We start from the raw sequence: 26,292 nt of genomic DNA, 5'->3' as shown, positions 1-26,292 counted from the left end.
GCTATTCCTTTATGCGCGGTGTTTCCGGCCTCAACTTACTGACAATTAAACGCATGAACGCTTGAAACGGCTACCTAATCCCGCTTTAATGGTGCGTTTTTCAGGATGCAACGGGAGTAACACATGAAAGTGCTGGTAGTAGGTGGCGGTGGGCGTGAACATGCGCTGGCATGGAAAATTGCACAGTCTGGGCGGGTAAGCGAGGTGTTGGTTGCTCCCGGTAACGCGGGCACGGCGTTAGAACCCAATATGCGCAATGTGCCGATTGCGGCGGAAGACGTGGATGCTTTGCTGGCATACGCGCAGCAACACGCGATTGAGCTGACGGTGGTTGGCCCCGAAGCACCGCTTTCCAAAGGCATTGTGGATAAATTCCGGGCGGCAGGTTTGCGTTGTTTTGGCCCGACTCAGCAAGCGGCGCAATTGGAATCGTCGAAAGCCTTTGCCAAGGATTTTCTGGCGCGGCATCACATTGCCACTGCCGAATACGCGAATTTCACCGAGGTTGAACCGGCGATTGCCTACATCCGCAAAATGGGTGCGCCGATTGTGGTGAAAGCCGACGGTTTGGCGGCGGGCAAGGGCGTGATTCTGGCGCAAACCGAGGACGAGGCGATTGCAGCGGTACAGGATATGCTGGCAGGCAATGCCTTTGGTGCGGCGGGTAGTCGCGTGGTGATTGAAGAGTTTTTGCTGGGTGAAGAAGCCAGTTTCATTGTGATGGTGGATGGCGAACACGTGTTGGCAATGGCAAGTTCGCAAGACCACAAAGCCCGTGATAACGGCGATAAAGGCCCGAATACTGGCGGTATGGGGGCGTATTCCCCCGCGCCCGTTGTTACCCCGGCGATGCACGAACGCATTATGCAGGAAGTGATTTACCCCACCGTACGCGGCATGGCGGCAGATGGCATTCCCTACACCGGCTTTTTGTACGCGGGCGTGATGATCAATGCGCAAGGCGTGCCGAAAGTGCTGGAATTCAATTGCCGTTTTGGTGATCCCGAAACCCAGCCGATTATGGTGCGCTTGCAGTCTGATTTCGTCGGTTTGCTGGAAGCAGCGTTGGATGCGCGTTTGGATAAAGTGACCGCCGAGTGGGATAGCCGTGCGGCATTGGGCGTGGTGTTGGCGGCGGGTGGCTACCCGGATGCTTACCGCAAGGGTGACGTGATTGCGGGCTTGGAAGTGGCGGCAATCCTCGATGGCAAGGTGTTTCATGCGGGTACGGCGTTTCAAGATGGCAAGGTTGTGACCAGCGGTGGGCGGGTGTTGTGCGCGGTGGGTTTGGGCAGTAATGTCACCGAAGCGCAGAAAAATGCTTACAAACTGGTTGAGGCGATTGACTGGCAGGGTGTGTATTACCGGCAGGATATTGGGCATCGGGCGATTGCCCGTGAGCGCAATGCTTGATTGCAACGGCTGTCAAACCTCAGCATTTCCTGCCCTACTTGTCATCGGTGGGTAATCAGCTTAACGTTGTTGTCACACTTAATTACCCAGCAGGACAATAACAATGACAGATGCCAGCCAACTCTATGCCGAGCTGATTACCAGCATAGGTGAAGACATTACCCGTGACGGGCTGCAAAAAACCCCGGAACGCGCCGCCAAAGCCTTCGGTTTTTTGACTCAAGGCTATCAGCAATCGCTAGAAATCATCGTGAATGGCGCGGTGTTCGATTCTGACAACGATGAAATGGTGGTGGTGAAGGACATCGAATTCTATTCCTTGTGCGAACACCATTTGCTGCCCTTCGTGGGCAAAGCACACATTGCGTACTTGCCTAAAGGCAAAGTGCTGGGGCTGTCGAAAATTGCCCGCATTACCGATATGTATGCCAGACGCTTGCAGATTCAGGAAAACATGACCAAGCAGATTGCCGACGCGATTCAGCAAGTAACGGGCGCGGCAGGGGTTGGCGTGGTGCTAGAAGCGCAGCATTTCTGCATGATGATGCGTGGGGTGCAAAAGCAGCATTCATCCACAGTGACGTCGATGATGTTGGGGGAATTCCGCGATAACAGCCGCACGCGGCAGGAATTCCTGCACTTAATTAAGTGAGTGGTTTAGTTGCCGCTGACCACATCAACGACAGCGCCGCCGACTTGGAATGGCACTTTCGCTACGCCAATTGCCGTGCCAGCCACGACGCCCACGGCAGAACTTGCCATTTGTACGGCACAGCCTTGCAGAAGTCCAGCTACTATCAGAGTTAAAAATATTTTGTTCATGCTTACCATCTTGTTCGTTTGTGTAGATTTTCTAGAATTGCCGATGTGATTTTATCAAAAACTATTAACAATATTTATGCGATTATATTCATCACTGGCCTGCAAGTTTTTTAGAACGGATTCACGAGGAATCTTGTCTTTCTGAATTAAATCAAGATAATACTCCAAACCTTCAGGATCAGCTTGCCTTTTTAAAATCGAGATAAATGCGTGATTAATAAAAATCTCATCATCTTCTATGCGCAATATTTCATCGGGTGGATAATGATGAACCTTAATTGATGTGGCTTCCAACATCCATTCATCAATTATTTTTATTTCAATGGCTTTAAATCCAGCCTGTTCTAAATGAGATTTTAGCGTGGTTTTTGTGAAGCCATTAAGATGGAAATCACCATTATAATGTTGCGTACCAAAAAGATTCTGTATAAGAATTTCTTGTTTTTCAAATGGTTGAAAGTCAGGTTGGTTGAGGAGGTTTAATAAATGAATCAAACTGGGTACTCGAATAATCAATTTTCCATCAGGCATCATTATCCGATTCCATTCTCTCAGAGCCGTTTGACATTGATCTCTTGATATATGTTCAAGGACATCTTGAGCAATGATTTCTATAGCAATTTTATCTTCTAGCGGTTTTAGCCAAGTAACATCCGATACAATATCAACTTTATGTGAAGAATTAAAATCAATGTTGATATATCCTTCTTTATAATCGTGACCGCAACCTAAATTTAGTTTTTTTTCAAACTTATTCTTCGCTTCGTTTGTTACCATCGGTGTATACCTCGAATGGTCAGCATATGATATGCAGTAAGGTTATTAGATCACCAGATTGCTTGTCGTAAAAAACCCGCCGATTGTGGCGGGTTTTTTACGCGCGATTTACGACGCCAGATCTTTCTTCGCCGCGCCCGCCCGTTTGCGGTCGTTTTCCATCAGGAAACGCTTGCGGATACGGATGTTTTTCGGCGTGATTTCAACCAATTCGTCGTCGTCGATGAACTCCATCGCCTGTTCCAGCGTCATGCGGATAGCAGGGACAAGGATCAGGTTTTCATCTGTACCGGAAGCACGAATATTGGTCAATTGCTTGGCTTTCAGCGGGTTGACCACCAAGTCGTTGTCACGGGTATGGATGCCGATGACCTGACCTTCGTACACTTCTTCGGTGTGGCTGACGAACAATTTGCCGCGTTCTTGCAAGCTGAACAGGGCGTAAGCCAAGGCTTTGCCGGTGCCGTTGGAGATCAATACGCCGTTGTGACGGTTGCCAATCGCGCCCGCTTTGAACGGTGCGTAGCTGTCAAATACGTGGTAAATCAAGCCAGTACCAGAGGTCATGGTCATGAAGTCAGTTTGGAAACCGATCAAACCACGCGCAGGCATCAGGTATTCTAAACGCACGCGACCTTTGCCATCCGGTGCCATGTCTTTCAGTTCCGCGCGGCGTTCGCCCAGCGCTTCCATGACTTTACCTTGGCTGGACTCTTCGATGTCAACGGTCACGTTTTCAAACGGTTCCATTTTTACGCCGTCGACTTCACGGATGATAACTTCAGGGCGGGAAACCGCGAGTTCGTAGCCTTCACGACGCATGTTTTCGATCAGAATGCCTAAGTGCAATTCGCCACGACCGGAGACTTTGAATTTCTCAGGGTCATCGGTTTCTTCGACGCGCAAGGCGACGTTACTGAGCAATTCTTGATGCAAACGCTCGTTCAAGCGGCGTGACGAGGTGCCGGTTTTAACTTCTTTGCCCGCAAACGGTGACGTATTAACTTGGAACGTCATGGTGACGGTCGGTTCATCAATGGTCAACGCTGGCAGTGCAACCACGCTTTCTGGATCACACACGGTGTCGGAAATGTGCAGCTCGTCCATGCCGGAGAACGCGATAATGTCGCCCGCTTGCGCTTCGTTGACTTCGACGCGATCCAAGCCGTTGAAGCCGAGGATTTTCAGCACGCGCCCGTTGCGGATTTTACCGTCGATGTCGATGACTTTGACTTGGGTATTGGTTTTGACGCGACCTTGTTTGATACGCCCGATCCCGATAATGCCGAGGTAGGAGTTGTAGTCCAATTGGCTGATTTGCAATTGGAACGGTGCATTCGGGTCAACGTCAGGTGCGCTGACTGAACCAATGATGGTCTGGAACAATGGCGTCATATCGCCGCTGTTGACGGTTTCTTCCAAACCTGCGTAGCCGTTGATAGCTGACGCGTAAACGACGGGGAAGTCGAGTTGTTCGTCAGTCGCACCGAGATTATCGAACAGTTCAAACACCTGATCCATGACGCGGGTGGGGTTTGCGCCCGGGCGGTCGATTTTATTGATGACCAGAATCGGTTTTAAACCGTGGGAAAACGCTTTTTGGGTCACGAAACGGGTTTGTGGCATCGGGCCATCTACCGCGTCAACCAGCAGCAATACGGAGTCAACCATGGACAGCACGCGCTCAACTTCGCCGCCGAAGTCCGCGTGCCCTGGGGTGTCGACGATGTTGATGCGGTATTCGATACCATCAGCGGGGTTAGTCCAACGCAGAGCGGTGTTTTTCGCCAAGATGGTAATGCCGCGCTCTTTCTCCAGCGCGTTAGAGTCCATCATCCGTTCGGACACTTCAGCGCGTTCGCCTAAAGTGCCGGATTGTTGTAGCAGTTTGTCAACCAAGGTGGTTTTTCCGTGGTCAACGTGGGCGATGATGGCGATGTTTCGCAGGTTCTGGATCACAGCTAAGGTACTCAAATGAATTCATGAAAGACGCGATTATACTGACAATGTGTTAATTTTCTAATGTATTTGCGAAATTACATGCGAATCGGTTTAAAAACGCCTTAGACTTTCAGCTTTATCGCTTGAAACACAAGGTTACGTATGGAATTACCGATCACAACCCACTATGACATGCTCGGCGGCGAAGCCGGTATTTCGCGCTTAGTGAACCGCTTTTACGACATTATGGATGAATTGCCGGAAGCGTGGGAGTTGCGCAAAATCCACCCGCAAGATTCGCAACCCGCCCGCGATAAATTGTTTAAGTTTTTGTCGGGCTGGCTAGGCGGGCCGGGTTTGTATGAAGCAGAATACGGACACCCGCGTTTGCGGATGCGGCACGCGCCATTTCCGGTGGATACCCAAATGCGTGATCAGTGGTTGCTGTGCATGAATATGGCATTGGATGAGCAAGTGACCGACGAATTATTGAAAATGCAGTTAAAGGCTTCCTTTGCGAATGTGGCTGACCACATGCGGAATCGGGCGGGCTGATAAATATTCAATCTCATAAAAACAATAAATAACGATTTCTTTCATTTCTGCTAAATTCATTAGAGCATAAACACAAATGAGGAAACGTAGATGAATAAATATTTGCCTTTGGTGAGTGTCGCGGTTGTATTGTTCAGTGGTGTAGCAATGGCAGGCTCGCCAAAAGCGCCTTATGTGGGCGTGGGGTATGGCATTAATACGTCGATTGATGATAACGATCTGAGTTCAGATTGTGGGGTTGGGGGCGTTGCGTGCCGTGAAGTGTGTGACACTGACCGCGCTGTCAATGGGTATGCTGGGTATCCGCTTAGCCCTAATTTGGCCGTGGAAGCAGGTTACACCGATATGGATTATACCGCCCGTATTGAGCAAGACGGCGGTGCAGTGCGCGGCGATCAACAGTCCAAAGCGTTGACGTTGAGCGCGGTCGGGCGTAAGCCCTTGAGTGCTAATGCGGGTTTGTTCGGCAAAGTCGGTGCGGCCTATTGGGACAGCGAAGTAGAAACCACCGCAGGTAACACCGATGACTCCGGTTTCACCCCCGTTGTTGGCGTGGGTGCAGAATACAACTTCAGCGAACACATGGGCGTGCGGGCTGGCATTGACCATTTCGTGAGCATGGGTGAGCAGTCTAAAATCATTGAATCGGGCGTGGTTGGCACGGCGGACACCGGTGTTACCACCGCAACGGTTGGGTTGCACTACAACTTCTAAGCGCTCTAGTTGCGTTGATTTTAGTCTTTAATGTTGAGCCGGATAATGGATGTTATCCGGCTATTTTTATGCCTTTACAATTGCCAATCTTAATGACCGGCACACTCAATCACCACGTTATGGAAGGGCGTTACTATATCAAACGGTCGTTCGTAATTCCTGCCGTCACAGGTGAGCTTAGCGATGTATTTACCCGGCGGCAGTTCAGCGGTAAACGTATGGCGTTTATCGTGTTGTAAGCTGTGGCTATCCAGCCCGACAATTTCCCATTTGACTTCACGCAAAATAGCCTTGCCATTATCGACAGCACTAAACAGCACTTCGCCATTGACGGCGTATGCGTAATGGCTGCTTAAGATGAGGGTGGTAACAAACGTTGTGACGGCGTTACGTATTAGCTTCCTTGCTGACATGGGCGCACTCCTTGGGTAATCTGAGACTGTGAACAAAACCTACTCTATAGATTAAATAGTAGTCTAGTTTTGACAGAAGTGAACCCTGAATGCACGATTAATGTTGATGAAATTATTTATAATAGGTCATAAATAATTCAGCACGTTATGGGGTGGTCGCAATCGCAGGCAAACGCGCCTTTTCAGCTTCAATCCAGCGTTGCGCCTGTTGGTTAATGGCATCGGTTTTTAAGCCTTGGGTGGCAAATGCCGGGCCGATGCTGACGGTAATCGTGCCGGGTTTTTTGATCCACGCATGGCGTTGCCAGCTTAACCCCGCATTGTGTGCCACAGGAACCACCGGAAAGCCGGAGTGAGAGGCGAGGATTGCGCCGCCAATTTTAAACGGTACGTTGGCATCCGGTGCGACGCGAGTGCCTTCGGGGAAAATAACCACGCTGATACCTTCCTGTAACAAAGCTTTACCTTGGTGAGAGATTTGTTTGACGGCCGCTTTCCCAGCATTGCGGTCAATCGCAATCGGGCGAATCAGCCGCAAACCCCAGCCAAAAAACGGAATCTTCAACAGTTCGCGTTTCATCACCCAGCTTAATTGTTGCGGAAAAATACAGGGGATAGCGAAGGTTTCCCACGTTGATTGATGATTAGCCATAATGATGAAAGCGCTATCGGTGGGGATGTTTTCACGCCCGATCACTTGGTATTTCACCCCGCAAGTTACCTCCAGCCACCAACGGTTGAAACAGTTCCACAAAGTAGTCGCGGGGTAACGGTATTTGAGCGGAAACAACCAAGCCAACGGGGTTAGCAAGCCTGCCAAGAGGGTGCTGATCGCAAAGCCTACCCAGAAAATCGCGGCACGAGTGCCAAGCCAAAGCGTGTTAAGTGCATTCATGCTGAAGTGGTTCCCAAAAGTGAATCGGCATAATCTGCCAAATTATCAAACACAGGTAGTGCGGCGGGAAGCTTGCCCTCTGCCAGCGTGCGCAAGCCTTTGCCGGTACGGACTTGGGCATAGCTTGCACCCACCGCAGCGGCGGCTTGCCAGTCGCGTAGCGAATCACCGACGACGTGGGCTTGCGCGGGATTTGTGCCGAAATGTTCTGCAATGGTGAGCAGCATCCCCGGTTTCGGTTTGCGGCACTCACAATGATCGCTGCTAAGGTGCGGGCAATAGGCGATGTAAGCGACTTCACCGCCGTGCGCGGCTAATAAGTGGCGCAGTTTGGCGTGCATCGCATCCAAGGTCGCAACGTCGTAATAGCCACGCGCAATGCCCGATTGGTTGGTGGCAATCGCCAGCGTGTATCCGGCGTGATAGAGCCGCGCCATCGCTGCAATGCTACCGGGGATGGGAATCCATTCGTCCACCGTTTTGATGAACGCATCGGAATCTTCGTTAATCACGCCGTCACGGTCGAGGATGATGAGTTTCACCCGGCGTTCTCCAGTAGCAATTCATGCAATTTACGCAAGGCTTGCCCGCGATGGCTGATGCGATTTTTTTCATCTGCTGGCAGTTCGGCGGACGAGCAGCCGTGGGTTGGTACGTAAAACAAGGGGTCGTAACCAAAGCCGTTCACCCCGCTCAAGCTGTGCAGAATACGACCTTTCCAACTGGCTTCGGCAATGATCGGCAATTGGTCTTCGGCATGGCGCAAGTAAACAATGCAGCAATAGAAACGTGCGGTGCGTTGCGCGTCCGGCACGTCTTTGAGCGCTTCCAGCAATTTAGCGTTATTGGCAGCATCGTCGCCGTGTTCGCCAGAATAACGGGCGGAATACAGCCCCGGTGCGCCGCCGAGAGCATCGACCACAATGCCGGAATCGTCTGCCATCGCGGGCATTCCGGTGTGTTGAGCGGCGTGACGCGCTTTGATTAAGGCATTTTCGACGAAGGTTAAGCCGGTTTCATCGGCATCTTGCACCCCCAATTCGCTTTGGCGTACAAATTCAATGCCTAAATCCGCCAGCATTGCGTTGAATTCGCGCAGTTTTCCAGCATTGCCAGAGGCTAACACCATGCGTTGACTCATGATTCCAATGCCTGTTGTTGTGCTTGCATGATTTCCCGAATGCCTTTTTCTGCCAATACCAGCATGGCGTCGAGTTCGTCGCGGCGGAAGGCGTGACCTTCGGCAGTGCCTTGCAATTCGATGAATTGTCCGGCTTCGTTCATCACCACGTTCATGTCGGTTTCAGCCGTGGAATCTTCGGTGTAATCCAGATCCAGTACCGGCACGCCTGCAAAAATGCCGACGGAAACCGCTGCGATTTGCCCGTGCAAGGGGTTTTTCTTCAGGCGGCGATTTTGTTGCAGCCAAGTAATCGCGTCACACAAGGCGACGTAAGCGCCGCTGATTGAAGCCGTGCGCGTGCCGCCATCGGCTTGAATCACGTCGCAGTCGATGGTGATTTGGAATTCGCCGAGGGCTTCGAGATCGACTACCGCTCGCAGGGAACGCCCGATCAAGCGCTGGATTTCCATGGTACGCCCGCCTTGTTTGCCTTTGGCGGCTTCGCGAGCGGTGCGTGAACCCGTGGCACGCGGCAACATGCCGTATTCCGCCGTGACCCAACCTTGACCTTTGCCTTTGAGCCAGCCGGGTAAACGGTCTTCGACGGTGGCGGTACACAGCACTTTGGTCTTGCCGAACTCCACTAATACTGAGCCTTCCGCGTGGCAGGTGTAATGGCGGGTAAATGTAACCGTTCGCATTTGCTCAGGAGCGCGTTCGCTGGGTCTCATGGGGAATCCTTTTATCGCTTAGAGGGGAGAGCGGGGATTATACCCATGATTGGCGTGGGTTTCACGGTTATGGTGCGGCAATGTGTGGTAGCCAGCGTTCCAGCATCACCTGCATCGTGGCGGGTAGCGCCTGAGCCGCTAAACTGATGAGCATACCGCCAATTAGCAATAAAATAGTGCGAAACAAGCGTGCAGGATTCCTTGATGATTAAAATTCACATTTACATGCCGTGTAACTGTGTGAATATAATGTATTTTATTTGAACACTCCGTATCTTTTTTGCGTCATTCAGTGGGATAATTTACGCCGTTTTTTGTCTGTTTTTCCATTGCGAGGGTGTTATGTTAAAAGGATTTTTGCCGGGTTCATGCGGCATTTGTGCGTTAATGTTTGCGATGCAACCGGCTGGAGCCGGTACCGCGACCACGGGTATGCCCTTGAAAGCACGCGGTGTGGGTGTCGAGCTGTATACGCAAAACCAAGATGTTAAAATTACTGACATTGTGATTAAAAATCCAATGGTAGCGGCGTTATTGCCTGCGAATGCCAAAGATTTAGTCACGATTAATAATGATCTGAAAATGGTAGGCGCTAAGCTGGATTATCAGGTGAACCCGCACCTGACGGTATTCGGGGGTATTTCACAAGTCAGTGGGGAATCGACGGCTAATTTGTCAGCGCTTCCGGGCTTAGGCTTAAGCGATTTGGTGTTTGATGCCGACGGCACTTTATACAACGCGGGGGCAACGGTCGCGCAGCAGCAGGGGCGTTATTTTGGCGCATTGACTTACATTTACACCCATGCAGACGGGGATGCAGGCATTAAAGATGGTGCGGTGAATACGCTGATACCGAGTGTGGGCGTGCTGACTGGCGTCGGTGCATTCAATGCGGGGTTGATTTATCAGCAGGCGGATGTTGATTACGCCGGAACGCTGGTATTGCCGGGGTTGGGCGAGGTGGCAACCGAGGTGCGCGGCGAAACGGCTGACACTTTGGCGTATCGTGTCGGTTATCAAACCCAAGTAGGCAAGGATTTGTATCTGGATGCGAGTACCGGATTCGGCGGTTGGGAAGATGCGCGGTTGGAATTGAACCAACGTTTTTGAGCCAAAAAAACAGCCCTAACTACAGGGGAGTAAGTAGGGCTGTCAAAAACTCACCAATTTTGGCGCAGTTTGGTGAGATGAGTAAGGCGGTTCTACGATTTTTTTATCATGTGTTCTTCCCACAGCGCTTCTATCACGCCCTGCAAGGTGATGAATTGATCCGATTGCAATAAATACAAATACAACGACGAACCCATTAATTCAGGCAAAAAATTATTCAAGCTGGCCGAATGCGTTGATAAATCAGCAGCCTCCTGTGCTTCGTCGGTGGTGATATTGTGATCGAGCTGTTTTAGAGCGCTAGTGGCTTTAGTCGACAGCGCCATCACTGGCTGCGCCACTAAGCAGCCCAGCAGCAAACATAGCCCTGCCGCGCCATGTGTTCTTTTCATCATTTGCCTTATCCTTCATAAGTTTTTATTGGCTTGAACAAGCTTGATCAATTCACCGAACCCAACCTTAACGAACATCAGCAGATTTGTAACGCTAAAAATTGTAAAAAAATGTAACAACAGCGAATTTTATCAATGTTTATCCGCAACAAACTGTTGGATATTGGCCTGAATCTGTTGAAATGTTTGCCTGAGGGTGGCGATGAAAGCGGGGTGTTGCAAGGCTACTGAATCTTGCGCGTTTATCGTGGCAAGTGCGTGTTCCAAGGCAGCGGAATCATACAAATGCGCGGTGGCCGAGAGTTTGTGCGCCAGCAGTGCCGCTGCTTGGTAGTCTTGCTGTTGCAAGCTATTGAGTAATGCTTGTTGGGAGCATTGCAGTTCTGATACCGCCAAATTCAGAAAGCGCTGTGTGGCTTCTTTGCCTAAGATATTGGTCAATGTGACAAATAAAACAGTCTGTGTCATAAGGGGAGTGTCAAACGGTAGCCTTTGCGCCAAATGGTGCGCAAGTGTTGGGGGGCTTGCGCATCATCGCCCAGTTTCTTGCGTAAGCGGTTAATGGTCATGTCGATGCTGCGGTTGAGGGGTTGGTGTTCGTTGCCGTTAAGCGCGTGGGAGATGGCGTCGCGGGTTAATACTTGTCCGGCATTCTGACAAAAAAACTGCAATAAGCGGGCTTCCTGCGTGGTGAGTTTTACCGTGGTACCGCCACGCGTCAACGTTTCATGCTCAACATCGAACAGATTATCACCAATCAGGAGCGTATCAGCGGGTTTGGATGGGGTGTGACGAATGATCTTTTGAATACGGATAAGCAATTCTTTGGGGTGAAACGGCTTGGTTAGATAATCATCAGCTCCCGTTTCCAGCCCAACCAAGCGTTCGTCTGCGGATTTTTTTGCAGATAAAAGCATCACTGGCAAGTCTGGATGGTGTTTTTTTATCCATTTCAGCCAGTGCAAGCCGTCTTTGCCGGGCAACATAATGTCAAGCAAAATCAAATCGGGCTGACAGTTTTGGCAAAAACCATCAATCTCTTCGCCATTGAACAGGCTATGAAGGCCATAGTTATGCGCCGTTAAATACGCTTGTAACAATGCGTGCAATACAACATCATCATCGACGAACAAGATTTGATGACCAAGTGTGCTGTGGTGTTCATGGTGATTAGCGCTCATTTTTCCAGACAATACAGGGTTGGAATACGGGTATGCCGATATTCTAGTGAGTCTGGCTGTAAAAATCTAAAGAATGTCGGTGATTGCCTGTATTATTAAGAAAATCAATGAATTTACTCCACTATTGATATTGGTTTAAACGGGTTTCGATCACATCCCCGCCTTCTTGATGGCGCACCTGCACAATGGCGTAATTCAACTGCGGTGCTAACCACAAGGTGGTTTGACGTGCATTGCTGTCGTGTATGACTTCCAGTTTTTCGCATTCGTAGCTGCCAGCGGGTACCTCAACGGTTTCTTTGCCGAGTTTACGCAAGCGGTAATCTTGAACTTTGCCTTTGCTGACCACGCGGTAATTGAGGGCTTGGTCGGTTGCCAAAGCTTCCATCAAATACAATTCCAGCACTGCCATGTCCAAAGTGCCATTGGGCACACGCAATTGATAGGCGTTATTGTCAACGCTACCTTCCACTTGCGTGGGAGTGGTGAAGCGAAATTCGTCTTTTTTATCCTTGCGCTTATTGTGGTGGTGGTGCAAATAGTTGTCGGGAACCAATTGCGCCGCTTGTTTTTTGCCAGTACTGCGTTCGGTCAGGGTGTCGCCACTGAGCAAAGCAGCCAAGCCGTTGGCTTCGGTGATTTTTTGGTAGGTATAGTTTGCCCCTTCGTAGCGCAAGCTGGCCTTCATGACCCCCATGTCTAGCCCTTTGGCGCTGACGGTATAACTGGCTTGAAACGCATCGGGTGCCGCCGCACCGGGTGACGCGGCTAATGCCAAGGCTGCTGAGACGATCCATAACAGCTTCATGAGTATTTCCTTCTGGTTAAACACTATCGACCTGATTAGACTACACCAAGCCGTATTGGTTCTTACAACGCTATACTACAAAGATGGCGCAAAATAGTAGAGAATGGCGGTCGTGAAACCTCAAAAATCAGGGAGAACCCTTCTGTGAGCAACAACATTACTTACCTTTCCGATGCAACTTTCGAGCAAGAAGTGCTGAAATCCACCGTACCTGTGCTGGTTGACTACTGGGCGGAATGGTGCGGGCCGTGCAAAATGATTGCCCCGCTGCTGGATGAAATTGCCAGCGAATTCGACGGCAAGCTGAAAGTGGCTAAATTGAACATTGATGAAAACAAGACTGTTCCGCCACGTTACGGTATCCGGGGTATTCCTACCCTGATGCTGTTCAAAGACGGCGAAGTGTCTGCGACCAAAGTCGGAGCATTGTCTAAATCACAGTTGACTGCATTTCTGACCTCAAATCTCTAAATAGCCTCATTCCTGCACCCCTTGGCGATTTTTGGTTTCCTTGGGGCTTGCGGGGATATTTTGCTGGACTCCGTAAAATTGGCGTGCTAGTTTAACTGTACTTGAATCTGCATCCAGATTCATTCCTGAAAATCCTGTCTCGTTTTCTTAATCACTAGATTCATGCACAGACTGTAACGGGCGATAGCCGCGATTACGGCAATAGCAAGGCACTCAGCCACGCTTCCCGATTGAGAAACACAGCACGAGCAGGGGCTTCCTGATTGTTTACTCCTACTATCTCCATCAAATTCATCACTATATGAACCTGTCTGAACTCAAAAAGAAATCCGCCGCCGAAGTCTTTGAAATGGCGCAAGCCATGGGGATCGAGAGCATTTCCCGCACCCGCAAACAAGACATCATCTTTGCCTTGCTGAAAGCCAATGCAGCCAATAACGTCGACATCCACGGGGATGGTGTGCTGGAAATCCTGCAAGACGGCTTTGGTTTCCTGCGTTCCGATGATTCCAGCTACCTCGCTGGGGCGGATGATATTTACGTTTCGCCAAGCCAGATTCGCCGCTTTGGGCTGCGCACCGGCGATACCGTATCGGGCAAGATTCGCCCACCGAAGGACAGTGAACGTTACTTTGCGCTCCTGAAAGTCGATACCATTAACTTCGAGCCGCCCGAAAGTGCGCGTAACAAAATTGCCTTTGAAAACCTGACTCCGCTGCACGCCGATGACCGGATGCGCATGGAACGGGGCAACGGCAGCCGTGAAGACATTACCGCCCGCGTGATCGACATCGTAGCGCCGTTTGGTAAAGGTCAACGTGGCTTGATTATCGCGCCACCAAAGGCCGGTAAAACCATCATGCTGCAAAACATCGCACAGAGCATTGCCTCCAATTACCCGGAAAGTTACTTGATCGTATTGCTGATCGACGAACGCCCGGAAGAGGTGACAGAAATGTCGCGCATGGTGCAGGGCGAAGTGGTGTCGTCGACCTTTGACGAACCGGCAGCGCGTCACGTTCAAGTCGCGGAAATGGTCATTGAAAAAGCCAAGCGTTTGGTCGAACACAAGCGCGATGTGGTGATTTTACTCGACTCGATTACCCGTTTGGCGCGGGCTTACAATACCGTTGTGCCGTCGTCTGGCAAAGTATTGACGGGTGGTGTGGATGCCAATGCCTTGCATCGCCCCAAACGTTTTTTCGGTGCGGCACGTAATATCGAAGAAGGCGGTAGCTTAACGATTATTGCCACCGCGTTGATTGATACCGGCTCGAAAATGGACGAGGTTATCTACGAAGAATTCAAGGGGACGGGCAATATGGAAATCCATCTGGATCGCCGTATTTCTGAGAAGCGCGTGTTCCCGGCAATCAACATCAACCGTTCCGGCACCCGTCGTGAAGAGTTGCTGACCACGCAAGACGAACTGCAAACCTTGTGGGTATTGCGTAAATTCCTGCACAGCATGGACGATCTGGATGCGATGGAATTGCTGTTTGATAAGCTGTCGAAGACCAAAACGAATAGTGAGTTTTTTGACGTGATGCGTCGCGGGTAATTTTGCCATATCATCGTTATCGGTAGGGGCGGTTCATGAACTGCCCCTACAACCGCTACAAATCGTCTAGCGCCAAGCCTTCTTCCCGCAAACATTGTTCAAGTCTGCGCTGATCAATCAGCACTTTTAAGCTGAAATTGCCTTCATCCGTAATGCTTTCTTGCTGTATGGCTTTGTCGGCGTACAACCTGGCGCGTAAGCGGGCGTGTTGGGGTTTGAGTGTCAAATCGCCTTGGAACATGTGTCCGGCAAAGTAATTCCCCAAGTATTCCAGCAATACATCCAGCCCCAGATTATTCTGGGCGGATATGTAAATGCGGGTAGGGGTGGTGCCGGTGCTTTCCTCAATGTGTGGGGTAGTGCCACCGAGGTCGATTTTATTCATGACTTCGATTTGTGGCACACGCTCCGCGCCAATTTCGGCGATGACGTTATTCACTTGTTCGCGGAACAATTCTAGCTGGTCGTCGTGGCTGTCGATAACGTGCAGCAGTAAGTCGGCATCAACGGTTTCCTGCAAGGTCGAGCGGAAGGCAGCAACCAAATCGTGGGGCAGATAACGAATGAAACCAACGGTATCGGCGAGAATAATTTCTTGCTGATTCGGCAATTGCACTTGGCGCAACGTCGGGTCAAGGGTGGCAAACAGTTGGTCAGCCACGTAAACGCCCGCTTGGGTCAGCGCATTGAATAGCGTGGATTTGCCAGCATTGGTGTAGCCGACCAGTGAAACGGTAGGGATTTCGGCTTTTTTGCGCGATTGACGCCCTTGCTCGCGCTGGTTTTGGACTTTTTCCAAACGGCGGTCGATTTGTTTAATGCGTTCGGCAATTAAGCGCCGGTCAGTTTCTAACTGCGTTTCGCCGGGGCCGCGCATCCCGATCCCCCCTTTTTGGCGTTCAAGGTGAGTCCAGCCACGCACGAGTCGGGTAGAAAGGTGTTTGAGCTGTGCGAGTTCGACCTGAAGTTTACCCTCATGGCTGCGGGCGCGTTGCGCGAAAATATCCAGAATCAAGCCGGTGCGATCAATCACACGGCATTCCAGCAATTTTTCTAAGTTGCGTTCTTGGGCAGGGGAAAGGGAATGGTCGAAAATGACCAGATTGGCGTCACGCAATTCACGTAATTGGCGAATCTCTTCGGCTTTGCCTGTGCCCACAAAATAACGTGGGTCAGGGCGTTGGCGCGAACCATTAACGAATCCGACTACTTGAGCGCCAGCCGAATCCGCTAATTCGACGAATTCCTTTTCGTCTTGTGCTGTCTTTGCCGAATTGAAACTGATTTGAACGAGTACGGCATTTTCGCCACCGCCAGGGCGTTCAAATAGTTCCAATCGGCAACCTTTCTGATGATTTCAGTAGAATGACTTATTCTTCTGGTGCTAAGGCTAACTTGATCGGGCGAGCAGGCACAATCGTAGAAATAGCGTGTTTGTAGACTAATTGGCTGACAGTATTCCCCAGCAGGACAACGAATTGGTCGAATGATTCGACATGACCCTGTAATTTGATGCCGTTGACCAAATAAATCGAGACCGGAATCCGTTCCTTTCTCAGAGCATTAAGGAAGGGTTCTTGTAATGTGTGCCCTTTCGACATGAGCTTCTCCTAAAAATATTCTTGGGTTTGTGGTTGTTATGGTCTCACACCTAAAGCTAGGGGGTGGTCGTGAGCCAGTCGCTTGTTTCCTTCGACGCCTAAAAGCTTATCAGTTATATCGTCTCACCAAAATGCCAGTCTGTCGGAGATATCCGTTCATCTGCCAATAAACGTTGAAACGTTGCTGATGACCGATGAAAGGTTGGGTTCTTGGGGGTCATAGCGAATAATACCTTTCTCGGATCGCAACCACGTCATTTGACGTTTAGCAAGCTGCCGTGTTGCGACAATAGCACGATCGCGCATTTGATTGTAGTCTATTTCATTAATTAAATAATCCCAAATTTGTCGATAACCCACCGCTCTTATGGCGGGAAGGTGGGTATTCAGATCGCCACGTGTCAAGAGTTGGCGCACTTCATCCACCACGCCTTGGGTCAGCATCTGGTCGAAACGTTGTTCCAGACGTGCGTGCAACCATGCCCGGTTTTCGGGGATCAAGGCAATTTTAAATAGCGCGTAGGGGCAAGCATCGTGCCAAGTTGCTTGCTGCAATTCGGTCAGCGATTTCCCTGTCAGTTCAAAGACTTCCAGAGCGCGTTGCAGGCGTTGCGGGTCGTTGGGGTGGATGCGGTGTGCCGCCACTGGGTCAATGCGGGCTAAACGCTCATGCAGCGCTTGCCAGCCGTGTGTGACGGCTTCCGCTTCCAAGCGGGCGCGGATGGCAGGGTTGGCTTCCGGCAAGGCCGACAAGCCGTATTCGAGTGCGCGGAAGTAGAGCATGGTGCCACCCACCAGCAGCGGAATACGCCCAGCAGCGCTAATCTCTGCCATTTCGCGCAACGCATCGGTGCGAAATTCGGCGGCGGAATAGGGTTGTGCAGGGTCGAGAAAGTCAATCAGGCGGTGCGGTGCTTGTGCCAAGGTTACGGCGTCGGGTTTGGCACTGCCGATGTCCATGCCTTTATACACCAGCGCCGAGTCGACACTGATAATTTCGACTGGAAAATGCTTGCGTAATGCTACCGCAAGGTCAGTTTTGCCCGTGCCGGTCGGCCCCATAATGCAAATGGCCTTGTGCATCAGCGACCTCGCAGAAACAGTTTGTCGATTTGTTCCAGCGCCATTTGTGTCCAAGTGGGGCGACCGTGGTTGCATTGCCCGCTGCGTTCGGTGCTTTCCATGTCACGTAACAGTGCGTTCATTTCGGGGATACTGAGTTTGCGGTTGGCGCGGACTGAGCCGTGGCAGGCCATCGTTGCGAGGATTTCATTCATGGCATTCTGAATGCGATTGCTCGCGCCGTGCGTGATCAAGTCCGCGAGTACGTCACGTACCAGTGCTTCGGTGTCAGATTCTTTCAGCAAACTGGGAACCGCGCGGATGGCGAGCTTTTCCTGCCCCAAGCGATCCAGCTCAAAGCCGAGTGTGCGGAAGGTATCAGCGTGTTGCTCGGCGTAATCGGCTTCCTTGCGGCTCACGTTGAGGCTGGCAGGCACGAGCAGCGGTTGCGAGCGCAGCGCGTCGGCTGCCATGCTTTGCTTGAGGTATTCGTAAGTAATGCGTTCGTGCGCGGCGTGCATATCGACCACCACCAAGCCATTGGCGTTTTGTGCGAGGATGTAAATGCCGTGGAGTTGTGCGATGGCGTAGCCGAGTGGTGGCATATCATTTTCATGGGGGGGGATTGGTTGTAGGTCGGGCTTCAGCCCGACAGCTTTATCCACGTTTTCCAATGGCACAACCGGCTGGTATAACTGCTGATATGCCGCCATCTGTTCCCGCACCGGCATTTGCAAGCGCTGCTGCTGGTATTGCGATTGATAAGTAGGGCGATAAGGTTCTGGTGCTGACTGTTCTTGCTCCTTCCCCCCCTGCGGGGGAAGGTTGGGATGGGGGTCTTTTTCCGCTTCATCCCCCGGTCGAATATCCGCCAACGCCTGATGCAAGGTGCGGAACAAAAAATCATGCACCAGCCGTCCTTCCCGAAACCGTACTTCTTGCTTGGTGGGGTGCGCATTCACATCCACCCATTGCGGATTCAATTCCAGAAACAGCACGAACGCGGGGTGTCGCCCCTGGTACATCACGTCCTGATACGCTTGTTTCACCGCGTGGGTAATGAGCTTGTCGCGCACGTTGCGAGCATTAACGTAGAAATATTGCAAGTCCGCTTGCGAGCGTGAAAACGTAGGCAAGCCAACCCAACCCCACAAGCGCAAACCGGCGGCTTCGTAGTCCAGATACACGCTTTGCTCGACAAACGCGCTGCCGCAAATCTCGGCAATGCGCCGTTCTGCGCCGCTGCGATCTTCCGCCGGGCGTAAGCGTAGGGCGTTTTTTTGATTGTGGTTGAGTTCAAAGCTGACATCGAAGCGGCTCAGGGCGATTTTACGCACCGTGTCTTCGATGTGACCAAATTCGGTTTTTTCGGTTTTGAGAAATTTGCGCCGTGCGGGGATGTTGAAAAATAAATCAACCACATCCACGGTCGTGCCGGTGGCGTGTGCCACGGGTTCGGGCGCGTCGAAAACTTCTTGTCCGTCACCAAACAGTTGCCACCCTTGGGTTGCATCAGTATGACGAGAGCTAAGAATTAAGCGCGAAACCGAGGCGATACTGGGCAAGGCTTCGCCGCGAAAACCGAGGCTGCGCACTTGTTCCAGATCGTCAAGGCTGGCAATTTTGCTGGTGGCGTGCCGACTCAGGGCGAGGGCTAATTCCTCGTGTGGAATGCCGCCGCCGTTGTCGCGGATGCGAATGCGTTTGCTGCCACCTTGTTCAATGTCGATCTCGACACGGGTTGAGCCCGCATCGAGCGCATTTTCCAGCAATTCCTTGACCACCGACGCAGGGCGCTCAACCACCTCGCCCGCCGCGATTTGGTTAATGAGGTGGTTAGGAAGCTGGCGTATCGGCATTAGGGTTGCGTACCGCCTACCGCTGGTGGGATTTGCGGCATGATTGGCTGGGATGGCGGTGGCGGCATAACCAGCGGCGCAGCAGGAATAGTAACCGGAGGCGGCATCACAATCGGCGCGGCTGGTACCACTGCCGGTACGGGTTGCAGCACTGCTGTCGCGGGTGCGGGGGCGGTGGGAGCAGGTATCACTGCCGTCGCTGGTGCGGGGGCGGGTTCTGCTACCGGCGTTGCTGGTGGTTGAGCGATGGCTTGCAGTTCTTTGGAACGATCGGCATTTACCCCGTATTGCGCCAGAATTTTGGGCTGACGTTCGATGGCTTCTTTACGATCAATCACTAATTGGTAGTGGTCGGAGGTTTCCAACGTAATGTAATCGGTGCTGGATGATTGCACTTTCTGGTAGAAGTCATTGAAATCACGGATGCTTTCGCCGTTGACTTTTTCGATCAGTAAATTGCTATCGTGGTGGTAATCTTTGTTAATATCCGCCGGTAAGACTTTGGTGAGGATGACCGCTTCGCTGCGTTTTTCATCGGGGGATTCGTAGGTCAGGGCGCCGATGCGGGCAGGCGTGCCGTCCATGCTGTCAATCACGTCTTGGTTCAACGGCATGAATACCAGCCCGCCGAAGATGAAGTAGGTGGGCTGTTTGTCGTACTGGTTCGGTTTCACCAGCAGGTATTCTTTGCCGGGTTTGTCGAGCGGTAAATTAACAAGTTGCTCTTGACCATTGCGCAGGATTTTGAAAGCGATGCTTTCGCCGATCTGGTGCATGTCGATGTAGTGCGTGTGGTCAATGAATTCACCGGGGCGGAATTCTACCGTGCCATTGTTTTCGATTTTGTGCCCGTCAATTTCGGTCACAATGTCGCCGATTTGCACTTTGCCATCCGCCGGGGAATTTTTGTAAACCTTGTGTACTAACATGCCGGTTTGGGTGTCACCCAAGCCGTATTTACGCCGCATTGCGGGGTTTTCCATCGACTGGGCGAGGAAGCCGTGGAAGCCGTAGCCATCCACTTTGCCGTCTTTTACGTCAGCCAATACGTGGCGAATAATCGGGGTGGGAATCATGTAGCCGATATTTTCGGTCAAAAATCCTGATTGCATCGCGACCCCAATGACCTTGCCGTTGGAAATAACCGGGCCGCCGCTGTTGCCGAAGTTAATCGCAGCATCCACTTGCACGGCCATCAGGTTTTCGCCGGTATGCACGTAGTTTTGCTTCTCAATGCGTGATACGACCCCACGGGTAACGCTGAGGGTGTTGCCGCCAATCGGGAAGCCGTACACTTCGACGGATTGCTGCATTTTAGGCAAATCGCCGAGTTCCAGCGGGGTAACATCCTTGTAAGCATTGGCTTCTTTGGTGCGCAAAATCGCCAAGTCGGACTCGTGTGAAATGTACACGACTTCCGCTTCATAACGCTTGGTTTCGCTATGGCGTTGAATTTCCAAGAAAGTTGCGTCAGAGGCAACGTGCGCATTGGTTAAAATCAGATTGTCAGCAATGATCAAGCCAGAGCCAGAACCTTTCTGCGAGTCGGAGTTCCAAGGGGAGAGCGTATCGTAAGTGTGCTGCACGACGTGAACTTTAACGACCGCATCTTTGATTTTAGCGCGTGGGTCGGAACCATCCGGTGTGGTGACTACTTCGTCTTCGAGTGGTGCACTGCTGACGCTGGCTTCAACTTCATTAGCAACGGGGGCGGGTGCTTCTGATACGGCTGGTTCAGCGGGTACTGCCGGTACAGGCGTGACGGCTTGCGTCGCAGGGGGGGAAAGCGGTGGGTTGATGCTGATTTCAGCCAATAAGCTAGGTGAGATGGCTAAACCAAGACACAGGAAGGTGCGGGTAATAAGGGTTGTTTGGCGCATTTTTTTGAGTCCCATATTGAAAATAATAACAGCCCAAGGCGAGAGGCATAAATAATTAAAGGACTATAGCGTATCCGTCGGTCACGTGAAAAGACTTTAATCTGACGGTAATCTATCGGTTTTTAAGGCAAAACTTGGTATTCTTCGGCACTTACGGCATGGCACACGCCTCAAGAAGACAATAGGATTGAACGATGACGGACTACAAGCACACTCTCAACCTGCCCAATACGCTATTTCCGATGCGCGGCGACTTGGCAAAGCGTGAGCCGGGGATGCTGGCAGACTGGGAACAGCGCCAGCTTTACCAACAATTGCGTGCCAAGGCGCAAGGTCGCCCGAAATTCATTCTGCACGATGGCCCGCCGTATGCGAACGGCACGATTCACATTGGTCATGCCGTCAATAAAATCCTCAAAGACATTATTGTGAAAAGCAAAACCTTGGGTGGTTTTGATGCGCCCTACGTGCCGGGTTGGGACTGCCACGGCTTGCCGATTGAGTTAAAAGTCGAAGAAAAACTCGGTAAGGCGGGCACTAAAGTCGATGCGTTTGTGTTCCGCAAGGCGTGCCGTGAATACGCGGCGGAACAGATTGATTTGCAACGTAAAGACTTCAAGCGTCTAGGCGTGCTGGGCGATTGGGAAAACCCGTATTTGACGATGGATTTCCAAACCGAAGCAGACATTGTGCGGGCGTTGGGGCGGATTGCGGCGAACGGGCATTTGCTCAAAGGTGCAAAGCCGGTGCATTGGTGTACCGATTGCGGCTCGGCGTTGGCGGAAGCGGAAGTGGAATACGCTGACAAAACGTCGTTTTCGATTGATGTGCGCTTTACCGTGGCGGATGAGGCGGCATTGTTGGCGCGTGTGCCAGACGCGGCGGGGCAGGGCGATTTGTCCGTGGTGATTTGGACAACTACGCCGTGGACATTGCCTGCCAACCAAGCGGTGGCACTAAACCCGGAATTGGAATACGTGGTGCTGCAAACCGCTACCGAGCGTTTGATCGTTGCGGAAGCCTTGTTGGAAGCGGTGTTGCAACGCGCTGAGATTAGCGAACACACGATTCTGGCACGTTGCACGGGTGACAAGTTAGAAGGCTTGCTGCTGCAACACCCCTTTTATGCGCGGCAAGTGCCCGTGATTCTGGGCGAGCACGTCACCACCGAAGCGGGTACTGGCGCGGTGCATACTGCGCCCGGTCACGGTCAGGAAGACTTTGTGGTAGGTTTGAAATACGGCTTGCCGGTGGATAACCCTGTGGGTAACGACGGCTGTTTCTTGCCGAATACCGAATTGTTTGCGGGTGAATCGGTTCACAAAGCCAATCCGCACGTATTGGAAGTGTTGACCGAGCGCGGCAAGTTGTTGAAAGCGGATAAATTGCGCCATAGCTATCCGCATTGCTGGCGGCATAAAACGCCGTTGATTTTCCGTGCAACCCCGCAATGGTTTATCAGCCTTGAACAGAATGGCTTGCGCACGCAGGCGATGGCGGCGATTCAGGGTGTGAAGTGGATTCCCGATTGGGGCAAAGCGCGGATTGAGGGCATGGTGCAAAACCGCCCCGATTGGTGTATTTCACGCCAGCGTACTTGGGGCGTGCCGATTGCCTTGTTTATCCACAAGGAAACCGGCGCATTGCACCCGCAAACACCTGCATTGATTGAAGCGGTGGCGCAGCGGATTGAGCAACACGGTATTGATGCGTGGTTCAGTTTGACGGCGGAGGAATTGCTGGGGTCGGATGCGCTGCATTACGATAAAGTGGGCGACACGTTGGACGTGTGGTTCGACTCGGGTGTTACCCATGCGTCGGTGCTGGAGCGTCGTGCTGATTTGCAATTCCCAGCGGATGTGTATTTGGAAGGGTCTGACCAGCATCGTGGTTGGTTTCAGTCATCCTTGCTGACGGCAATCGGCACTCGCGGCACTGCACCTTTCCGCACCGTGTTGACCCATGGTTTCGTGGTGGATGGTAAGGGCGAGAAAATGTCCAAATCCAAGGGCAATATCGTCGTGCCGCAAAAGGTGACGGATTCCTTGGGCGCGGACATTCTGCGTTTGTGGGTGGCCTCGACCGATTACAGCCGCGAAATGTCGGTTTCCGATGAAATCCTCAAACGCACGGCGGATGCGTATCGGCGGATTCGTAACACCGCGCGTTTCTTGCTGGCAAACTTGAACGATTTTGATCCGGCAACCGATCTGGTTGCTGCTTCTGAGATGCTGCCGTTGGATCGTTGGGCGGTGGATCAAGCGGCGCAAGTGCAAGACAAAGTGCTGGTGGCTTACGATCATTTTAATTTCCATTTGATTGCGCAGGAAGTGTTGAACTTCTGTACCGTTGAGTTGGGCAGTTTGTTCCTCGATATTACCAAAGACCGTCAGTACACCATGCAGGCGGGTAGCCTTGGGCGGCGTTCGGCGCAAACGGCGGCCTGGCATATTTTGAATGCGCTGGTGCGTTGGTTGTATCCGGTGTTGAGTTTTACCGCTGAGGAGATCTGGCAGAGTATGCCGGGTGAAAAATCCGAAGACTTCGTGCTGTTTACGCAATGGTATGACGGGCTGTTCCGCTTGGATGCCAGCGATAAATTGTCCGCGAGTGAGTGGAGTTACGTGTTTGCGCTGCGCGAATTGGTTAGTAAGCAGTTGGAAGCGGTGCGGGTTGCCGGTCAGATTGGGGCGAGTTTGGATGCGGAAGTGGCGATTTATTACCGCAAAGGCAGCCCCGAAGTGAGTTCAGATTCGCTGTTGAAATTGGGCGATGAATTGCGTTTTGTGTTCATCACATCAGCGGTGCATTTGCACGATTTGGGGGCAGTGCCAGCCGATGCGGTGGAAATTTTGGAACACGTTTTTGTGCGCGTTTCCCGTTCTGAGTATGGCAAGTGTACGCGCTGCTGGCATCACCGTGAGGATGTCGGCAGTCATACCGAGCACCCGGAATTGTGCGGGCGGTGCATTGATAATGTCGACGGGGCTGGGGAGGTGCGTCATTATGCGTAGTTTTCGTTCCCTTTCCTCTGACACGGGGATGTTGACTTGGTTGTGGTTATCCGCCGTCGTGATTGCGGTCGATCAGTTGACCAAGTGGATGGCAGAAGCCAATTTGGAAATGGGTGAGTCGTTTGCGGTAATTCCGCATTTGAACATGACTCTTGCGTACAATACCGGCGCGGCTTTTAGCTTTTTGTCTGATTTGGGCGGCCTTCAGCGTTGGTTGTTTGCGGCTTTAGCCATTGTGGTGAGTGTTTTTATTGTCAATTGGCTGCGTAAGCTGAGAAAAACCCGGATTTGGGCGGCAGTGGGGCTAACCCTTGTGCTGGGCGGTGCGATTGGCAATTTAATAGACCGCTTGTTGTACGGCAAGGTCATTGACTTTATTGACGTGTATTTCGATATTCCGTTTGTGATGGAAAATTATCACTTTGCGGTATTTAACGTGGCGGATATTGCGATCACCTGCGGCGCGGTTCTGCTAGTGTTTTTGAGCTTGTTTGCGTCCGATCAGATCGAGTAAGAATATTGAACAGAGGGCGCACCCGGGAGTGCGCCCCTACGAGATCAGGCGATGAGTTCGCGGGCAATAATAACTTGTTGTTTTACTTGAGCAGGTGCTGTGCCCCCTAAATGGTCACGGGCAGCGACCGAACCTTCCAAGGTCAGGACAGCAAATACATCGTCGGTAATGGTGTTGGAAAATGCTTGCAGTTCCTCCAAGCGCATTTCACTGAGGTCACGCTCGGTTTCTACACCCAAGGCCACTGCTTTGCCGACGACTTCGTGCGCATCGCGGAAAGGTAAGCCTTTGCGCACCAAATAATCCGCTAAGTCGGTAGCAGTGGAGAAGCCTTGCATCGCGGCTTTGCGCATTTTTTCTGGCTTGGGCTGGATGTGCGGCATCATATCAGCGAATGCACGCAAGCTGCCCAATAGTGTATCCACCGTGTCAAACAGCGGTTCTTTGTCTTCCTGATTGTCTTTATTATAAGCCAGTGGTTGGCCTTTCATCAGGGTCAATAGGGCGAATAAATGCCCGAATACCCGCCCGCTTTTGCCGCGCACCAATTCCGGTACATCAGGATTTTTCTTCTGCGGCATGATGGAGGAGCCGGTGCAAAAACGATCCGGGAGGCGGATGAAGTCAAATTGCGCGGATGTCCACAGTACCAATTCTTCCGAGAAGCGTGATAAATGCATCATAATGAGTGCAGCGGCGGAGGTGAATTCGATTGCGAAATCACGGTCACTGACGGCATCCAGTGAATTACGGGCCGGGTGGTCGAAGCCCAATAATTCAGCCGTATACAAGCGGTCGATGGGGTAGGTCGTGCCCGCTAACGCGGCTGCACCCAACGGCATGACATTGATGCGTTTGCGGCAATCTTGCAGGCGCTCGAAGTCGCGTTGCAGCATTTCAAACCATGCCAGCATGTGATGCCCAAATGTGATTGGTTGTGCTACTTGTAAATGCGTGAAGCCGGGGAGAATGGTGTCGGCTTCGCGTTCGGCAAGGTCAACCAAGGCGTGTTGCAGACGGCGCAATTCGTGGCTGATGCCGTCTACTTGGTCGCGCAACCACAAGCGCACGTCGGTGGCTACTTGGTCATTACGTGAGCGTCCGGTATGCAGTTTTTTACCCGCAATGCCGATGCGATCGGTGAGGCGGGCTTCGATGTTCATGTGAACGTCTTCGAGGGAAATCTTCCACTCCAATTCACCCGTTTCGATGGATTGTTCAATTTCATCCAAGCCGCTCAGGATTTGTTCAACTTCAAAGGCGTTTAATAAGCCTGTTTTACCCAACATGCGGGCATGGGCGCGGGAACCTTGGATGTCGTGCCGGTACAAGCGCTTATCGAAAGGGATGGATGCAGTGAAGGCTTCAACGAAGGCATCGGTGGATTCGCTGAAACGTCCGCCCCAAGGCTTGTCCTTGGCTTGGTCTGATGGGTGTTGGCTCATGAGTTAATGT

At 51.7% G+C, this 26,292-nt stretch carries 27 protein-coding genes; 10 read left to right on the top strand and 17 right to left on the bottom strand.

Annotation, left to right across the window (positions count from 1 at the left end):
* Positions 1-123: 123 nt before the first annotated feature.
* The 3 genes from purD to L3K52_00595 all read left to right on the top strand — a co-directional run bounded on the left by purD (position 124) and on the right by L3K52_00595 (position 2,220).
* Positions 124-1,413 carry a phosphoribosylamine--glycine ligase gene (purD, locus tag L3K52_00605; protein ID UOG92249.1) on the top strand — a complete coding sequence of 430 codons (1,290 nt, stop codon included), beginning with the start codon at positions 124-126 and terminating at the stop codon, positions 1,411-1,413.
* A 103-nt stretch (positions 1,414-1,516) separates the two neighbouring features.
* Positions 1,517-2,065, top strand: a complete 549-nt coding sequence (gene folE / locus L3K52_00600) for a GTP cyclohydrolase I FolE (GenBank protein UOG92248.1) — start codon at positions 1,517-1,519, stop codon at positions 2,063-2,065.
* The gene (locus tag L3K52_00595) at positions 2,062-2,220 is read left to right on the top strand and encodes a hypothetical protein (protein ID UOG92247.1); all 159 of its coding nucleotides are present in this window, start codon (positions 2,062-2,064) and stop codon (positions 2,218-2,220) included. The genes folE and L3K52_00595 overlap by 4 nt, the downstream gene beginning before the upstream one ends.
* Positions 2,221-2,289: 69 nt before the next feature.
* On the opposite strand, the gene L3K52_00590 is transcribed toward L3K52_00595, so the two are convergent.
* Positions 2,290-3,012: a DUF4214 domain-containing protein gene (locus L3K52_00590; protein ID UOG92246.1), complete on the bottom strand. Its 723-nt coding sequence runs from the start codon at positions 3,010-3,012 to the stop codon at positions 2,290-2,292.
* Between the two features lie 108 nt (positions 3,013-3,120).
* Positions 3,121-4,971 carry a translational GTPase TypA gene (typA, locus tag L3K52_00585; GenBank protein ID UOG93949.1) on the bottom strand — a complete coding sequence of 617 codons (1,851 nt, stop codon included), beginning with the start codon at positions 4,969-4,971 and terminating at the stop codon, positions 3,121-3,123.
* A gap of 144 nt (positions 4,972-5,115) precedes the next feature.
* Here typA and L3K52_00580 point away from each other — a divergent pair, with 144 nt between their 5' ends.
* Positions 5,116-5,508: a group II truncated hemoglobin gene (locus L3K52_00580; GenBank protein ID UOG92245.1), complete on the top strand. Its 393-nt coding sequence runs from the start codon at positions 5,116-5,118 to the stop codon at positions 5,506-5,508.
* Positions 5,509-5,598: 90 nt separating this feature from the next.
* Entirely contained in the window at positions 5,599-6,222 is a 624-nt protein-coding gene (locus tag L3K52_00575; GenBank protein ID UOG92244.1) for a porin family protein, read from the top strand.
* Between the two features lie 89 nt (positions 6,223-6,311).
* Here L3K52_00575 and L3K52_00570 read toward each other — a convergent pair whose 3' ends face one another.
* The 5 genes from L3K52_00570 to rph all read right to left on the bottom strand — a co-directional run bounded on the left by L3K52_00570 (position 6,312) and on the right by rph (position 9,384).
* Positions 6,312-6,635 carry a hypothetical protein gene (locus L3K52_00570; protein UOG92243.1) on the bottom strand — a complete coding sequence of 108 codons (324 nt, stop codon included), beginning with the start codon at positions 6,633-6,635 and terminating at the stop codon, positions 6,312-6,314.
* A 145-nt stretch (positions 6,636-6,780) separates the two neighbouring features.
* Positions 6,781-7,530 (bottom strand): 1-acyl-sn-glycerol-3-phosphate acyltransferase, encoded by a 750-nt coding sequence (locus L3K52_00565; protein ID UOG92242.1) that lies wholly within the window; start codon positions 7,528-7,530, stop codon positions 6,781-6,783.
* On the bottom strand, positions 7,527-8,072 hold the full coding sequence (gene gmhB, locus L3K52_00560; protein ID UOG92241.1) for a D-glycero-beta-D-manno-heptose 1,7-bisphosphate 7-phosphatase: 546 nt from the start codon (positions 8,070-8,072) through the stop codon (positions 7,527-7,529). Before gmhB ends, L3K52_00565 begins: the two co-directional genes overlap by 4 nt.
* Positions 8,069-8,671 carry an RdgB/HAM1 family non-canonical purine NTP pyrophosphatase gene (gene rdgB, locus L3K52_00555; GenBank protein UOG92240.1) on the bottom strand — a complete coding sequence of 201 codons (603 nt, stop codon included), beginning with the start codon at positions 8,669-8,671 and terminating at the stop codon, positions 8,069-8,071. Before rdgB ends, gmhB begins: the two co-directional genes overlap by 4 nt.
* Positions 8,668-9,384, bottom strand: a complete 717-nt coding sequence (rph, locus tag L3K52_00550; GenBank protein UOG92239.1) for a ribonuclease PH — start codon at positions 9,382-9,384, stop codon at positions 8,668-8,670. The genes rdgB and rph overlap by 4 nt, the downstream gene beginning before the upstream one ends.
* Positions 9,385-9,726: 342 nt before the next feature.
* On the opposite strand from rph, the gene L3K52_00545 reads away from it, so the two are divergent.
* The gene (locus L3K52_00545) at positions 9,727-10,494 is read left to right on the top strand and encodes a hypothetical protein (protein ID UOG92238.1); all 768 of its coding nucleotides are present in this window, start codon (positions 9,727-9,729) and stop codon (positions 10,492-10,494) included.
* A gap of 92 nt (positions 10,495-10,586) precedes the next feature.
* Here L3K52_00545 and L3K52_00540 read toward each other — a convergent pair whose 3' ends face one another.
* From L3K52_00540 to L3K52_00525, 4 genes are all read right to left on the bottom strand, one after another.
* On the bottom strand, positions 10,587-10,889 hold the full coding sequence (locus L3K52_00540) for a hypothetical protein (protein ID UOG92237.1): 303 nt from the start codon (positions 10,887-10,889) through the stop codon (positions 10,587-10,589).
* Positions 10,890-11,018: 129 nt separating this feature from the next.
* Positions 11,019-11,354, bottom strand: a complete 336-nt coding sequence (locus tag L3K52_00535) for a hypothetical protein (GenBank protein UOG92236.1) — start codon at positions 11,352-11,354, stop codon at positions 11,019-11,021.
* Positions 11,351-12,067 (bottom strand): response regulator transcription factor, encoded by a 717-nt coding sequence (locus L3K52_00530; protein ID UOG92235.1) that lies wholly within the window; start codon positions 12,065-12,067, stop codon positions 11,351-11,353. Before L3K52_00530 ends, L3K52_00535 begins: the two co-directional genes overlap by 4 nt.
* A 121-nt stretch (positions 12,068-12,188) precedes the next feature.
* Entirely contained in the window at positions 12,189-12,875 is a 687-nt protein-coding gene (locus L3K52_00525; protein ID UOG92234.1) for a DUF3108 domain-containing protein, read from the bottom strand.
* Positions 12,876-13,019: 144 nt separating this feature from the next.
* On the opposite strand from L3K52_00525, the gene trxA reads away from it, so the two are divergent.
* Together trxA and rho are read left to right on the top strand one after the other, a co-directional pair.
* On the top strand, positions 13,020-13,346 hold the full coding sequence (trxA, locus tag L3K52_00520) for a thioredoxin TrxA (protein UOG92233.1): 327 nt from the start codon (positions 13,020-13,022) through the stop codon (positions 13,344-13,346).
* A 301-nt stretch (positions 13,347-13,647) separates the two neighbouring features.
* Positions 13,648-14,907, top strand: a complete 1,260-nt coding sequence (rho, locus tag L3K52_00515) for a transcription termination factor Rho (GenBank protein ID UOG92232.1) — start codon at positions 13,648-13,650, stop codon at positions 14,905-14,907.
* Between the two features lie 55 nt (positions 14,908-14,962).
* Here rho and hflX read toward each other — a convergent pair whose 3' ends face one another.
* From hflX to L3K52_00490, 5 genes are all read right to left on the bottom strand, one after another.
* Complete coding sequence (gene hflX, locus L3K52_00510; protein UOG92231.1) at positions 14,963-16,243, bottom strand: GTPase HflX; 1,281 nt, start codon at positions 16,241-16,243, stop codon at positions 14,963-14,965.
* A gap of 34 nt (positions 16,244-16,277) precedes the next feature.
* Entirely contained in the window at positions 16,278-16,508 is a 231-nt protein-coding gene (hfq, locus tag L3K52_00505; protein UOG92230.1) for an RNA chaperone Hfq, read from the bottom strand.
* Between the two features lie 156 nt (positions 16,509-16,664).
* Positions 16,665-17,591: a tRNA (adenosine(37)-N6)-dimethylallyltransferase MiaA gene (miaA, locus tag L3K52_00500; GenBank protein UOG92229.1), complete on the bottom strand. Its 927-nt coding sequence runs from the start codon at positions 17,589-17,591 to the stop codon at positions 16,665-16,667.
* Positions 17,591-19,429, bottom strand: a complete 1,839-nt coding sequence (gene mutL, locus L3K52_00495; protein ID UOG92228.1) for a DNA mismatch repair endonuclease MutL — start codon at positions 19,427-19,429, stop codon at positions 17,591-17,593. Before mutL ends, miaA begins: the two co-directional genes overlap by 1 nt.
* Positions 19,429-21,309, bottom strand: coding sequence for a trypsin-like peptidase domain-containing protein (locus tag L3K52_00490; protein ID UOG92227.1), 1,881 nt, complete (start codon positions 21,307-21,309; stop codon positions 19,429-19,431). Before L3K52_00490 ends, mutL begins: the two co-directional genes overlap by 1 nt.
* A 194-nt stretch (positions 21,310-21,503) precedes the next feature.
* Between L3K52_00490 and ileS the strand changes: the two genes are divergently transcribed.
* Positions 21,504-24,323 (top strand): isoleucine--tRNA ligase, encoded by a 2,820-nt coding sequence (gene ileS, locus L3K52_00485; protein UOG92226.1) that lies wholly within the window; start codon positions 21,504-21,506, stop codon positions 24,321-24,323.
* Positions 24,316-24,837, top strand: a complete 522-nt coding sequence (gene lspA, locus L3K52_00480; protein ID UOG92225.1) for a signal peptidase II — start codon at positions 24,316-24,318, stop codon at positions 24,835-24,837. Before ileS ends, lspA begins: the two co-directional genes overlap by 8 nt.
* Positions 24,838-24,881: 44 nt before the next feature.
* Here lspA and argH read toward each other — a convergent pair whose 3' ends face one another.
* Positions 24,882-26,282 (bottom strand): argininosuccinate lyase, encoded by a 1,401-nt coding sequence (gene argH / locus L3K52_00475; GenBank protein ID UOG92224.1) that lies wholly within the window; start codon positions 26,280-26,282, stop codon positions 24,882-24,884.
* Between the last annotated feature and the right edge of the window lie 10 nt (positions 26,283-26,292).

It is taken from the genome of Candidatus Thiothrix sulfatifontis, from assembly GCA_022828425.1.
GTDB classification, from domain to species: domain Bacteria; phylum Pseudomonadota; class Gammaproteobacteria; order Thiotrichales; family Thiotrichaceae; genus Thiothrix; species Thiothrix sulfatifontis.
The sequence above is the reverse complement of the archived record's forward strand: the minus strand, read 5'-3'. Positions and strand labels throughout refer to the sequence as shown.